17 protein-coding genes are annotated in these 13,193 nt (G+C 43.6%); 4 read left to right on the top strand and 13 right to left on the bottom strand.

From position 1 onward, the window contains the following. Positions 1-764 precede the first annotated feature (764 nt). From F6K64_RS03800 to F6K64_RS03790, 3 genes are all read right to left on the bottom strand, one after another. Positions 765-977: a type II toxin-antitoxin system HicB family antitoxin gene (locus F6K64_RS03800; protein WP_071104743.1), complete on the bottom strand. Its 213-nt coding sequence runs from the start codon at positions 975-977 to the stop codon at positions 765-767. Then, positions 967-1,227, bottom strand: coding sequence for a type II toxin-antitoxin system HicA family toxin (locus tag F6K64_RS03795; protein WP_071104744.1), 261 nt, complete (start codon positions 1,225-1,227; stop codon positions 967-969). The genes F6K64_RS03800 and F6K64_RS03795 overlap by 11 nt, the downstream gene beginning before the upstream one ends. A gap of 170 nt (positions 1,228-1,397) precedes the next feature. Beyond that, the gene (locus F6K64_RS03790; protein ID WP_229419995.1) at positions 1,398-1,763 is read right to left on the bottom strand and encodes a hypothetical protein; all 366 of its coding nucleotides are present in this window, start codon (positions 1,761-1,763) and stop codon (positions 1,398-1,400) included. A gap of 390 nt (positions 1,764-2,153) precedes the next feature. Between F6K64_RS03790 and F6K64_RS03785 the strand changes: the two genes are divergently transcribed. Then, a complete protein-coding gene (locus tag F6K64_RS03785) occupies positions 2,154-2,279 on the top strand; it encodes a hypothetical protein (protein ID WP_287264874.1) in 126 nt (41 codons plus the stop codon). Positions 2,280-2,411: 132 nt separating this feature from the next. Here the strand turns inward: F6K64_RS03785 and ftsH4 are convergent, their stop codons facing one another. The 9 genes from ftsH4 to F6K64_RS03740 all read right to left on the bottom strand — a co-directional run bounded on the left by ftsH4 (position 2,412) and on the right by F6K64_RS03740 (position 8,751). After that, complete coding sequence (gene ftsH4, locus F6K64_RS03780) at positions 2,412-4,292, bottom strand: ATP-dependent zinc metalloprotease FtsH4 (protein WP_287264872.1); 1,881 nt, start codon at positions 4,290-4,292, stop codon at positions 2,412-2,414. Between the two features lie 625 nt (positions 4,293-4,917). Then, on the bottom strand, positions 4,918-5,109 hold the full coding sequence (locus F6K64_RS03775) for a DUF2949 domain-containing protein (RefSeq protein WP_287264871.1): 192 nt from the start codon (positions 5,107-5,109) through the stop codon (positions 4,918-4,920). An 11-nt stretch (positions 5,110-5,120) separates the two neighbouring features. Beyond that, positions 5,121-5,351 carry a photosystem II protein, Psb35-related gene (locus F6K64_RS03770; RefSeq protein WP_271970252.1) on the bottom strand — a complete coding sequence of 77 codons (231 nt, stop codon included), beginning with the start codon at positions 5,349-5,351 and terminating at the stop codon, positions 5,121-5,123. A gap of 52 nt (positions 5,352-5,403) precedes the next feature. Next, positions 5,404-5,574 (bottom strand): photosystem II assembly protein Psb34, encoded by a 171-nt coding sequence (psb34, locus tag F6K64_RS03765; protein WP_287264918.1) that lies wholly within the window; start codon positions 5,572-5,574, stop codon positions 5,404-5,406. Positions 5,575-5,711: 137 nt separating this feature from the next. After that, positions 5,712-5,942, bottom strand: coding sequence for a photosystem II protein, Psb35-related (locus tag F6K64_RS03760; RefSeq protein ID WP_287253274.1), 231 nt, complete (start codon positions 5,940-5,942; stop codon positions 5,712-5,714). Positions 5,943-5,997: 55 nt separating this feature from the next. Continuing rightward, positions 5,998-6,168 carry a photosystem II assembly protein Psb34 gene (gene psb34, locus F6K64_RS03755; RefSeq protein WP_149031424.1) on the bottom strand — a complete coding sequence of 57 codons (171 nt, stop codon included), beginning with the start codon at positions 6,166-6,168 and terminating at the stop codon, positions 5,998-6,000. Positions 6,169-6,292: 124 nt separating this feature from the next. Continuing rightward, complete coding sequence (locus F6K64_RS03750; protein WP_044492705.1) at positions 6,293-6,523, bottom strand: photosystem II protein, Psb35-related; 231 nt, start codon at positions 6,521-6,523, stop codon at positions 6,293-6,295. A 52-nt stretch (positions 6,524-6,575) separates the two neighbouring features. Further along, entirely contained in the window at positions 6,576-6,746 is a 171-nt protein-coding gene (psb34, locus tag F6K64_RS03745; RefSeq protein ID WP_287264917.1) for a photosystem II assembly protein Psb34, read from the bottom strand. A gap of 763 nt (positions 6,747-7,509) precedes the next feature. After that, complete coding sequence (locus F6K64_RS03740) at positions 7,510-8,751, bottom strand: vWA domain-containing protein (RefSeq protein WP_008180349.1); 1,242 nt, start codon at positions 8,749-8,751, stop codon at positions 7,510-7,512. A 225-nt stretch (positions 8,752-8,976) separates the two neighbouring features. Between F6K64_RS03740 and F6K64_RS03735 the strand changes: the two genes are divergently transcribed. The 3 genes from F6K64_RS03735 to F6K64_RS03725 all read left to right on the top strand — a co-directional run bounded on the left by F6K64_RS03735 (position 8,977) and on the right by F6K64_RS03725 (position 12,038). Then, a complete protein-coding gene (locus tag F6K64_RS03735) occupies positions 8,977-9,633 on the top strand; it encodes an ATP-dependent Clp protease proteolytic subunit (protein ID WP_044492366.1) in 657 nt (218 codons plus the stop codon). 230 nt (positions 9,634-9,863) lie between these two features. Then, the gene (locus tag F6K64_RS03730) at positions 9,864-10,460 is read left to right on the top strand and encodes an ATP-dependent Clp protease proteolytic subunit (RefSeq protein ID WP_008180354.1); all 597 of its coding nucleotides are present in this window, start codon (positions 9,864-9,866) and stop codon (positions 10,458-10,460) included. Between the two features lie 954 nt (positions 10,461-11,414). Further along, a complete protein-coding gene (locus F6K64_RS03725; RefSeq protein ID WP_287264868.1) occupies positions 11,415-12,038 on the top strand; it encodes a J domain-containing protein in 624 nt (207 codons plus the stop codon). Positions 12,039-12,072: 34 nt separating this feature from the next. On the opposite strand, the gene F6K64_RS03720 is transcribed toward F6K64_RS03725, so the two are convergent. After that, positions 12,073-13,179 carry a T3SS effector HopA1 family protein gene (locus F6K64_RS03720; RefSeq protein WP_287264866.1) on the bottom strand — a complete coding sequence of 369 codons (1,107 nt, stop codon included), beginning with the start codon at positions 13,177-13,179 and terminating at the stop codon, positions 12,073-12,075. Between the last annotated feature and the right edge of the window lie 14 nt (positions 13,180-13,193).

The following is a 13,193-nucleotide window of genomic DNA, read 5'->3' as shown; positions in this document are numbered from 1 at the left end:
GCATGACGACGAGCCTCTGCTACGGTGAAGGACATCATTCCTCGTGGTTGACATTAGGCAGCCATCCTATTAAAATAGGTATTTGTTACTACTAACCTCCTGCTCGGGCTAACCCCACTCACACCAGTGATACCCGTAATCATCACCCTCCTCAATTCCCGATTGCGACCGGTACACCTGTTGTGCTAGTAGGGCCGTTTCAACCTTGGAAAAAATAGGTAGGGAGATGGTCGGGTGGTCAGATGGGGATAATGTTTGACAAGCGATGCAGCTTCGTCTTACGGGTTTTCTTGATGAGCAAGTGCATCAAGAAATAGTCATAGTCGGGGTTTCCGTCAAATTTAATCAACACTAATTTCTGTTAGTTAACATTTCTTTACCCACGCCAGTAGATTAAAGCAGACTAATTAGTCTGGTGTCAAAGGTGCTTTTTCGCTTATTTTTAATCAAATTTAGTTTTATTGAGCAATTTAGCTACCTCTATATCCTATTATCTCCACAAATCGTCAACTTATTGCCTTTTAAAGCTGTATTTACTGTGGTAACAGGGGCTGGGGTGGTTCAGGCTTTCCAAATTTTGTTCAGGGTAAACACATGTTAGTTACAAATACCTACTGGATATGAGAGTCATTAGATAAGTATTTTTGCTTATTATTTCTGATTAAGGTTTCGAGAATTTAGATGGGTTTACCCTGGGGAGACTTTCAGATAGCATCCCCTCCAGCTGAAGAAAATGGGCTCTAATCTGATCTAAGAAGGATCTATTAAGCATAAATTAACCGTCCTTTGGGAGTAGGAATATAACGCCCCAACTCCTGAGCCGTTTCGATCCATTCTTGAATTACCACCTCTGCATTAGTCACTGCTTCGACATAAGTTTGACCATCTGCCATACAACCAGGTAATTCTGGTACTTCTACAATAAAAGCTTGGTCTGATTCACTCCAATAGATAATTAATTCATACTTAATTGACATCGCTATCTCCTAAACCGTATTTCACAATTAGATTTCTAACTTGCCTGACTTGATAAGCTTTGGCTTTGGTACCTTTAGGCTGAATATTAATGATTTCCTCTACATTATCCTTGGTAAAAATGTAGTGGTCGCCTCTGATTCGTTCGTCAAAGCCCAATTTTTTGAGTAGCTGACACAGTTCGGAAAACTTGATGTTGTTGTCGGATGTACCCGTAAGAATCTTTTGCAGCAGTTTTTCATATTTGCCCATTTCCTACCCCAAAATCTTCTCTAGTTCGTCCAAGTCAGAATTTATTTCTGCTTCAAGGGCTCTAAACTTTCCCATAATCATCCTTAATAGTTTTTCATTAATTATTTATCACCATCGAAATATAATTATTAAACTAAGCATTCATCTTTTAACTTAAGCAATAATAATTATTATTGACGAACTAAACCATGACTAGATTCTGTAGCTAACAAGCCATGGTTTTGTTTAAATTCAGCCAACAACCGAAAAAAAGATTCAAAACCTACTTTTTCATCATGACAAGAAAGCATAATTAACTTAGCCCATGACGTAACCGAATTAACCCCCAGTTTTTCCTGTAGCCAAGGTTGAAACTCATCATAAAATTTTGCTTCTGCTTCAGTCAAATCAATATCCATCTCACTGCGAGCATATTCATAACCAACTAAAAACATAAATAAATCGGTTACCGAAGAACGATCAATATACATACCAGGACATTTTTCGATTTTTTCTAGAATATCAAATAATCCATTTATAACAACACTACTATTCACCTATTTAAGTTATAAGGATGTTAATTCGTCCACAATAAACTTCGATATCAGGGGGACACTCACCATATTTACCACACTTCCCACACTTCCCATACTTCCCACACTCCCTGCTCCCTGCTCCCTAAAAAAAAAAAATTTACAAAATTTCAAAAAATATGCTATAATATTAAACTTTTTGTGCTAAACTGAAATTGTGGAAAATAAAATCCACGGGAAGAGCCAGCCTTAGAGTTTTCCAAGGCCATAGGCTGGCTCTGGGTCCCCTTTACAGGAGATAACTTATTATGTCCGATAGTCAACACCTATACCCAGCGATGCAGCGCGGTCTTGGGGGTTTCCCCCATGAGCGACTGCATCAAGACATGGGTGGTGGTTAGGTTGTTACGACCGATGCCACCAGTCGTTTTCGCTCGGTTCGAGAACCCTGCTGATGCCAAGGGCTATGTGCAGGTCCTGAAACTGCTGATGCCTGGTGCCAAGTTTCTACTTTTTTTTGACCAGCGAGTAATTCCGTAGCCTCACGGGGTTGTCACTCCGTGAGGATTTTTAGTCTAAAACTATTTCATTAAAATGGGGGTGCTAATCACCCCCATTTTAATGGCTATACAGTGGTTAATTTTTAGTTAAACAGGATGAACTAATTGGGTGTTAAACTACAGCAGCCTCCTTCTCGGCAGACTTAACTTTACTCAAAAGCTCTTGCAATTTGTCACCCTCAATTACTTCTGTGTCTAATATTTGTTGAGCAATGGTTTCGAGCAACTCCCGATTCTCGTTCAGAATCGCTAATGCTTGTTGATGACCTGTTTCTACAATCTCTTTGACTTCATCATCAATTGCTTTAGCAGTTTCATCACTGACATTGCGGCGGGGATTCATCATCCCATCTCCGAGAAAGTTTGACTGCTGACCTTTCTGGTAAGCTAAGGGTCCGAGCACTTTACTCATGCCATAGGTGGTTACCATTTGCTCCGCTAAATCCGTAGCTCGTTGGAGGTCATTGGAAGCCCCGGTGGTAATGCTATTAAACACAATCTCTTCCGCTGCCCGTCCACCAAGCAAGGTAGCAATCTGACCCTGGAGTTCTTTTTCATCCATTAAGAAGCGGTCTTCTGTAGGCATTTGCAGGGTGTAGCCTAGGGCTGCCATCCCCCGTGGCACAATCGAGATTTTAGCGACTTTACTACCACCAGGCATCAAGGCACCAACTAGAGCATGACCGACTTCATGGTAAGCAACGATAGTTTTCTCTTTGTCATTGAGTACCCGGCTTTTCTTCTCTAGACCAGCCACTACTCGCTCAATGGCTTCGGCAAAGTCGGCCTGGGTTACTTTTTCCTTACGGTTGCGGGCAGCTAACAGCGCTGCTTCATTGACGAGATTAGCGAGGTCAGCACCAGCAAAACCAGGAGTACGAGTTGCGATCGCTTTTAGATCCACATCTTCCCCAAGCTTCACTTTCTTAGCATAGATTTCCAGAATTTTCAAGCGACCGGATAAGTCTGGACGGTCTACTAACACTTGCCGATCGAATCGTCCTGGACGTAACAGAGCTGGGTCTAGGGTTTCAGGGCGGTTAGTCGCTGCTAAGACAATTACCGTGGCATCACCAGCAGCAAATCCATCCATTTCTGTTAGTAACTGGTTGAGGGTTTGTTCCCGCTCATCGTTACCACCAACAAAACCAGAACCACTAGCACGGGACTTACCAATAGCATCCAACTCATCAATGAAAATAATACAGGGAGCTTTCTTTTTGGCCTGTTCAAATAAATCCCGGACTCTGGCCGCACCAGCACCCACAAACAGTTCTACAAACTCCGATCCAGAAATACTAAAGAATGGGACACCAGCTTCACCAGCTACTGCTTTAGCCATTAGGGTTTTACCCGTTCCAGGAGGTCCAACTAATAGCACTCCTTTTGGAATTCGCGCTCCTATGTTAGTAAACCGTTGGGGCGTTTTGAGAAAATCCACAATTTCCTGTAATTCAGTCTTTGCTTCTTCTACCCCTGCCACATCATTAAAGGTAACTTTCGTGGCATCATCTTGCACATAAACCTTAGCTTTACTCTTGCTAATAGACAGAGCACCTTGGGGTCCGCCACCACCAAAACGTCCTGCAAAAAACTGCAAAATGCCAACAAAAATCAGTGGAGGTATCACCCAGCTGAGCACGATGGCAAACCAGCTTCGTTTAGGGGGAGGAGCAGCAGCAAATTCTACTCCTTTATCTTCTAGCCGTTGGGGTAACTCTAGATCATAGATTGGGGTGGTAATCAGAATTTGTCCTGGCTGTTCAGTATCAGCTTTGAGCTGATACTGGATTTGGTCTTGCCCAACATAAACCCGCGCTACCTGTCCATCTTGGACTTGGTCAATAAACAAGCTGTAGGGTACCCGAGAGATTTTCTGTCCGAAGAACCCAGGCAAGAATAGGTTAGCTACAAGAAATAAACCGCCTAAAAATAATAGAATATTGCCAATTAGGCGAGATCGAGGGGGTTGAGGTTTGTCTTGAATACTCATAGATGCAAAGTAGTTAAATGCAAACTAGTCTTTGTTTAAAATGCTTTTGTTATAGAGGGTGAAAGCCCTCATTCTTAGCCTACCAGGGTATGGTTAAAAGTTATACCGATTGTTCAAAGTAGGACTACAGATGCAGATGAGGAGATGGGGAGATGGGGAGATCAAATTAACGTGTAGCGGTGTCAGCCCTAAGAATTGGTATTAACTCTAAAATTCCAGACTTACTTGATCAGGGTAAACCCATCTTATTTTGAAATGCCTACGATAAGTATTTTTGCTTATTAATTGTGAAATCTTTGGTCAGTAAGGCTTTTAGTATTTAGATGGGCTAGATAAGTATTTTTGCTTATTAATTGTGAAATCTTTGGTCAGTAAGGCTTCTAGAATTTAGATTGGTTTATTATATATAGCATTTCGTGTAGGAATTGGAAAAAACGATTACCGTTTTTGACCTTGTCTTTATGCGGTCGCTCATGAGGGAAACCCCCGCAGGTCGGCGCTGCATCGCTACCAACAATCCCTATATCTTTGATTAACTCTTGCTAACATGCCTATTGCCTCTTGCCTTGACCTAAGGGATTCTGTTCACAACTCAACTATAAATGCTATATATCGAGAGATAGATTTAGACGGCTTCCAACCAATCAAAGATTTGATCTAATTGATCTAATGAAATTAGTCCGTATTGCCACAGAATCATGGGTAAAAAGTTTGGGCTTGGTTCGCCCTGGCGTAGGGCCAGGGCAATGGAAGCCCCAGGAATCTCTAACTCTTCCTGTAACCAGCGAATCAATCTAGTTAGCACTGAAGACTGCATCGACCTCTGGTTTAGGAATTGGGCAGAGAGTTGCTAGCAAAAGCATCCATGGCATAGGCCGGAGTGCGTACGCTATAGTCAGTGTCTTGACCAGTCACAGATTTAGCCAGTTTGTTGAAAGAGTCACTACGCCAGTTGCGCTCATGGATGGGCTTGGTTTGCTCACCACGGAAGTAAGCTTGAGTACCAATTAGCGCAGCAGCAGTCCAACCAACAATTAACAGTGCAATTACAATAGTCATGATTTTCTCCTTTGTGTTTTATAAGCTAGTGGTCAAACAAGTAACGAATGGTTTAGCTGATACCGAAGGCAGTCAAAATTAACAAGCTGACTAAAAAGCTAGCAATAGCACCTTGGGTAATATAATTACGTTGCTGTTCTACTGAAGGGAAGTCTGCGTAGTAAATCTCGGTTTCAGGAGCGTAGTTATTGAGGACTCCGGTTTCATCAACGGTGGTGTACATAGTGGACTTGGTAATAGTGTTAGTGCTGAAAGTCATTTGCTTTTTTTCTCCTTTGGTCTTTATGTAAATAAATGGGTCAAACCGTTAAAGCATTGCTTGATCACAGTGTCAAAATCACAGTGTCAAATGCTTCAAGATTAGGAATTGGGCAGAGAGTTGCTAGCAAAAGCATCCATGGCATAGGCCGGAGTGCGTACGCTATAGTCAGTGTCTTGACCAGTCACGGATTTGGCCAGTTTGTTGAAAGAGTTACTACGCCAGTTGCGCTCATGGATGGGCTTGGTTTGCTCACCACGGAAGTAAGCTTGAGTACCAATTAGCGCAGCAGCAGTCCAACCAACAATTAACAGTGCAATTACAATAGTCATCATTTTCTCCTTTGTGTTTTTTACAAGCTTTGGGTTTAACAAGTAATGAATGGTCTTAGCTGATACCGAAGGCGGTCAAAATTAACAAGCTGACTAACAAGCTAGCTATAGCACCTTGGGAAATATAATTACGCTGCTGTTCTACTGAAGGGAAGTCTGCGTAGTAAATCTCGGTTTCAGGAGCGTAGTTGTTGAGGACTCCGGTTTCATCAACCGTGGTGTACATAGTGGACTTGGTCATGGTGTCAGTGCTGAAAGTCATTTGGTTTTTTCTCCTTTCGTCTGTGTTTTACAAGCTTTGGGTCAAACCCTTAAAGCATTGCTTGATTAAAGTGTCAAATGCTTCAAGATTAGGAATTGGGCAGAGAGTTGCTAGCAAAAGCATCCATGGCATAGGCCGGAGTGCGTACGCTATAGTCAGTGTCTTGACCAGTGACGGATTTGGCCAGTTTGTTGAAAGAATCACTACGCCAGTTGCGCTCATGGATGGGCTTGGTTTGCTCACCACGGAAGTAAGCTTGAGTACCAATTACCGCCGCAGCAGTCCAACCAACAATTAACAGTGCAATTACAATAGTCATCATTTTCTCCTTTGTGTTTTACAAGCTAGTGGTCAAACAAGTAACGAATGGTTTAGCTGATACCGAAGGCGGTCAAAATTAACAAGCAAACTAACAAGCTAGCTATAGCACCTTGGGAAATATAATTACGCTGCTGTTCAAGTGTTGGGAACTCTGCGTAGTAAATCTCGGTTTCAGGGGCGTAGTTGTTGAGGACTCCGGTTTCATCAACGGTGGTGTACATAGTGGACTTGGTCATGGTGTCAGTGCTGAAAGTCATTTGCTTTTTTTCTCCTTTCGTCTTTCTGTAAATAAATATAACACTATGTAAATTTTTGTTGCAATAGCTTGACAGGGACTGGCGGTAGGGTTAGCCGTATAGGTGATAGGTGTAAAAACCCTACAAAAAGGTAAAAAGCCTAAATTTAGAATATTAAACAAGAGTAAATAGGCGCAATTAGCATTAATTACGCCTATAACACCAAATAATGGCTGCTAATCCTTATTTATAACTATTTAAATCTAAGTGTTTCAGTCTAAGTGTTTCAGTCTAAGTGTTTAAGTTATTACTTTAGGCATATATCTTTGGGCATAGATGAGATCCCCCCAGCCCGACTCTACTCAGCCTTTCGATGATGAGGAGTTAATAGACTGATCAGATGTGTAGCAAGATGTTTGGACAGGACTGACTGGGTAAGTCCTGTTGATAGAAGCAAATGTTTTGGCAAAAAAGTAACTTCAGATATAGCGTTTCTTATACCTATGAGGTAAACAGGGTTTTTTCCCACTTCTGACTTCCCTGCTCCCAGCTCCGTTCGCACCTCAAGCAGCGTCTGGCTCTGCCAGTAAGCGTGGCCCACGGCCTTAGCTCCCATTAACCCCAAGGGCGTAAGTACCTCATCCAATTGAGAACTGCTATATGCGATCGCATTTCAAGAGCCCATGATTGGACAGCAGCAAAGGGTGGCAAGGATCATGCCTACCCTTTTGATTACTCCTACAATTGATCACTCCTGTAACAGAGTCTTAGACACAATTCTGGTTTTCTTACGATCAGCTTCTGAGAGGTCTTCCCCAGTTTGCAAAATCGTAGCATTAGTTTGCAGTACCGTTGCGGCTCCTTTATCCCCCATCTGGATAGCAGTTTTTGCCGCAGTTTGTAACATGGTGGCAGCCCCGACGCGATCGCCCTGCTGTAATTTCGTTTCCGCAATTTGAGTCTGACGATATTTAGCTAAAGCTAGAATATGCTTCTGTACCTCAGGATTGGGAACTGGTTGATAAGCCTCCTGGAAATTTGCCTGGACTGGCACGATTTCCGAGAGTAACTCTTGGGCACCACTGGATGGATCATCATATTTGACTTGTACATGGGCAATGGTTTGACGACCCTCTGGCATTTTCCCAACATACAAGTTAGCGAGAATCACCCGTTGTGAATCAGTCATCAAATCTCCCAAACGTACCATAAAGCGATCGCCTTCTGATTGTGCTGGGAGTTCAATCGCATCTGGTTCTACTTGGGCGATGGGTTTGAGTTCTGCTAACCGCACTTTTGGCATTAAATCCAACAACAGATAAGCATTAGTTAAGCCAACAGACTGCATGCGGTTGAACAAACGTGCAAACTCACTCAGGGCTTGCTCTGGTTCTTCAATGTAAGACAAGCTACCAGTAGCAATATCCGCAATTTTTTCCAAAATATCTTGGTTCCAGTTGGCACCGAATCCCAGACTGTTGATAGTCAAGTTATTTTCAGCAGCCAGTTCAGCTAATTTTATGCAGCTTTCATTGTTTCCATGTTCGTTTTCCCCATCAGTGAGGAGAAACACCTGAGATACCGTGTCTTGTTTAGCTTTAATTAATTCTTTAACCCCTAGCTTTAGACCTTCATCAATGGCAGTACCCCCATCAGCCCCAAGTCGGTTAATCTTTCGTTTGATTTGGTCTAGGTTGCCCATCGGTTGATTGCGAACCAGCACTTTCGCTCTGTGGTCAAAGGCCACAATCGAGAGGCGGTCATCCGGTTGCAGGCGCTCAATTAACCCTACTGCTGCTTGCTTGACAGTTTCCAGAGGCTGTCCATGCATGGAGCCACTGTGGTCGAGTACCAGACACAAATTCAACGGTACATTTCGACTGGAGGAAGCAGCGATCGCAGAAATCGCCATGGATAACTGACGCTGACTACTCGGTTGATTAGCATCAATATTAGTATCGTTAAGGGCTGGGTGCAAACCAACTTTCATTTTAGATAGCTCCTCAGGCAGCAAGGGTAATTGATAATGGGTGTAGGGGCATCAGCCAACATGGGTCGAGCCATTGAGCTGCTTACAATAACCCCATATAAGGCAGTTTTCCCCCATGTTACAGTTTTTACCTTTCGGGGGCTAACCGGCACGAATAAAATCACGAAGAAAGTATGGCAAGCTACACTGGTTAAAGATAGTGCCATTATTGCAGCCCCAAATATCATGAAACGACCCATCCAGGCTGTTCAATCTACCTATTATGGTAGACCTGCCTACCGCACACCGCCACCAGACTTACCCTCGCTGTTGTTAAGTGAGCGGATTGTATATTTGGGTATGCCCTTGGTGAGTGCGGTAACAGAATTAATTATTGCCGAACTGTTGTATTTACAGTACGACGACCCAGACAAGCCAATTAAAATTTACATCAATTCCACCGGCACATCCCGTTACGATGGCCAACCTGTGGGTTTTGAAACCGAAGCTTTTGCCATCTGTGACACCATAAATTACATCAAGCCCCCTATCCACACTATTTGTATTGGTTCAGCCCTCGGGATGGCAGCCATGCTCCTCTCCGCAGGAACCAAAGGCTGTCGGGCAAGTTTACCCAATGCCACTATTGTCCTACATCAGCCCAGGAGTTATGCCCAGGGTCAAGCGACGGATATCCAAATTCGTGCTCAAGAAGTTCTGACCAATAAGAAGACGATGCTCGATATCCTGTCTCGCAATAGCGGTCAAGACCAAGAAAAAATTGCCAAAGATATGGATCGCTTCCTTTACATGACACCTCACCAAGCCCAAGAGTATGGTCTGATCGACAGGGTGCTAGAACCTCAAGAGCTTGATACTCCGATTCCTGCTGGTATTACTTAGGTCGTAAGCTATCAGCAATCAGCAATCAGCAATCAGCAATCAGCTTATTCGGATCAGTAAAACCAGCAGGGATTTTCAACCAGCCGTATAAGTGCACCCGATGCTTGTTTACTACCTCCCGTTGATTAGCATGATAGCTGACGGCTCACGGCTGATAGCTGAATGCTTACATAAATTGATCAATCTTTACATGCCCTTTTCCACAATCTAGTACTAACTCGGAGCAAATTATGCCAATTGGTGTGCCCAAAGTTCCCTACCAGATGCCAGGAAGTCAGTATACTGAGTGGATTGACATCTACAACCGTCTCTACCGGGAACGGATTATTTTTCTAGGCAAAGAGGTGGATGACGAAATCACCAACCAGATCATTGCGGTAATGCTATATCTCGACTCTGAAGATAATAGCAAAGATATTATCCTCTACATAAACTCTCCTGGTGGTTCAGTCACCGCAGGCATGGCAATATACGATACCATGCAGCATATCAAATCCGATGTAGTAACCGTTTGTGTTGGTCTAGCTGCCTCTATGGGGTCGTTCCTGCTAGCTGCAGGTAAAAAAGGAAAACGAATAGCTTTGCCTCACTCCAGGATTATGATTCACCAACCCTCTGGGGGAACCCGTGGACAAGCTACGGATATTGAGATTGAAGCTAGGGAAATTTTGCGGATCCGCCATCAACTCAATGAAATCTACGCCCAAAATACCGGTCAATCCCTAGAGAAAATCGAAAAAGACATGGATCGGGACTTTTTCATGTCAGCGGATGAAGCCAAGGAGTATGGCTTGATTGACCAAGTCATTGACCAGAGAGCACCCTAGACTGTTGCTCTGGTAAATTTGATCAGGACTTACGCCGCCAAGCCGGTTATTAACCGTAATGGCACCAATTGCAGCCTTTGATTGATCATCCTCTTGGTGCCCTTTCACCCTTAGCTTTGAAAAAGCGCGGAGCCGCACCGCAAAAACTGGGTTGTAACCGTCTTGGTGGTTGACACTCCCCGCTTTAAAAAGACGGGGATTCTTAGATCTACGACCGGCCTTAAACCTCCGTGTCCAAATGGCAATATCTAAACCGAAATCCCGTCAAGACTAAGATTTTAGTTCAGTTCACGAAAGACCCAGCGGGCTAGTCTCCTTAAGCGTTCGGTTATTTTTTGAGAAGTGCCTTATCAAGTCCGTTGCTTCCCTGTTTCACCTGGTTTCGGCGTGCCCCGCCGTACCGTTGTTTTCTCAAGTTGTGTCTTGCTGGGTTCACACACCGATTGTTAGTCGTTCGCGTAGCGTGGCCATAGGCCAATGGTTGGGTTTTTAAGGAGGATTTTCCCAGAGACGAAACCTTAGTAGAGTGGAGCCTTACTACAAAACCTTTTCCCTATGCTGCATAACCTGCCGACTATAAAGGCTCCACTCTACTTACGGTAACTTCAAGCCCTCCGGGCATTACTACTTTCAGGTCGGTAAGTTACGGGTCTCTCTCCCGGCTCAGCCTGCGGTTTTTCAGCCTCTACCCTATACTTCAATTATACTGTGGCGCTAATGTAGCGATAACTTCTTGATGGAAGTTTTTTTTACGGCTACTAAACTCGCTGGTCACTTTCATCCCCGATAATCGCGATGCGGGGCTTTCAGTGTTGGGATTTCTAGTAATGGCTATTTGATGATCCCCTGATCAAGTAGTATAAAGGGAAAAGTAGTAACATTATTCAGAAGGGTACTCTATATATAAAAAGCAGATAAGTCTGTCTAAACCCTTATTGATTACTTATCCCATTGATGAATCTGGCTGATTGTTATCGCTTACTGGGTGTGGATCCAGGAGCGAAACAGGTTGAAGTAAAGGAGTCTTATCGGCGTCTGGCACGTCGGTATCATCCTGATATTAACCCTGGAGACAAGCTTGCCCAAGAAAAGTTTATTCGGTTTACGGAGGCTTATAAGCTTCTCCTCAGTGTTATCAAAGAGTCTGACCGTGAACCAGTCTTAACCTCCGCCACTAGCTTTGGTAATCACAGTAATCAGCCTGAGGAATCACATCCGACAACCTCAACTTGGGTCACGCCTCAGCCACCATCCGTTGAGTCCAATCAACCCCTCTCAGCAGTTGAACAACAGCTGAAGTGGGATTCCTATCATCAACTCCAGCAATTGCTTCGGGAGCGACGGTTGATGAGAGCGATCGCATTAGTCGAAGCCTTGGCTCAAAGAATGCCCCAAGACCCAGAAGTGCGTCAGTGGCAAGCGATCGCTTATCAAAGTTGCGCAAGACATTTGGTTAAACAGCACAAGCTGGATAAAGCTAGAAATTATCTCAAAAAAGCCCTCAAGACTGACCCCTACAATAAGTCTCTCTCGGCTGAGATAGAACAGGATTTTCGTTTGATCGAGCAGATGATATAACGCTACGCGCAAATCAGAAAAGTGAAATGGTTTTCTAATAAATATCTTTAGAGTTAGCATTCAAGTAAGGACGCTTGATATCAATTCCAAGCAAAGAAAAGTTGTGGAGGATAAAATTCATCCGACCTTCTGCAGAGTCGTGACCTTGTAGCCAAGCTTCTAGTAACGCATTAGCAACAATTTGGCAGCGATTCATCCCAAAATCTTCTTTAGGCGTAAATTTATAATCAGGTTCTTCTGATAGAGCCAGTCCTGGTAACAGCTGCTTCGTAAACAGAGGCACCCCTTCCATAAAATAGGCTTTGTGTTGAGTATAAACAGTCTTAAGGATGGGTTTAACTGTTTTATAATTGCCCTTTTCAAAGCACAGAACCCCTGAATCATAACGCCCGTAGTCAGAAGGATTGTATAGCACCTTAAACGTGAACGGAATTTTGACTCGGTTCAATCCCTCAGTGATAGCTTTCATAACAGCAACTGCACCTTCAGGACTCAGATTAAAATAGACATTTACTGTCTGGTGTTCACCATCTGAATGGCAAGGATTAACTCGACCAGCATTCCCAACCGCTACATAGAATCCGTTTTGCACTAAATTAGGGGGCATCCGGATTGCCACTAAGCTCCCTATAGTAGCAGCCCTATCAATCGGTTGTAAGTGGAAATCACGTCTAATGTGCAGAATTAGACCCTTCTTTTCCACAGTCAGACTACCATCACTTTCCTGTCCTAGCACTAACCAGCCTGGGTCAAAGTAGCCTTGAGAGCGATTACTTTCGCACAATCGCTGGCAAAACTCTAGGTTGAGCCCCCTTACGGTATTGTTCTCCAAATCCTCCTCAAGCGCCCAAGCATTTGAATTGTGATCCGCTGGAAGAGTAGTTTGATAAGAGCCGTTGTAGTAGATACGGTAGAGAAACGTTCGTAGTTGCAGGCTTAGATAGGTATTCTGGATCTTTAAAGGTAGTTGCTGAAAACGAGCTACCACTTCATCAGGAAGTTCCAGGGGTTTGTACTCTGGATGAGTAATATAGAAATTAGATTGAATCTGAACATTGCTAAGAATGTCAGAAAAAACATCCAGCAGTCCAGGTATAGAAGAATCGAGTCGTTGATTTCGTAGAGTATCCAGTAATTGCATAATCAAGACCAATA

Source organism: Moorena sp. SIO3A2, from assembly GCF_010672265.1.
GTDB classification, from domain to species: Bacteria; Cyanobacteriota; Cyanobacteriia; order Cyanobacteriales; family Coleofasciculaceae; genus Moorena; species Moorena producens.
The sequence above is the reverse complement of the archived record's forward strand: the minus strand, read 5'-3'. Positions and strand labels throughout refer to the sequence as shown.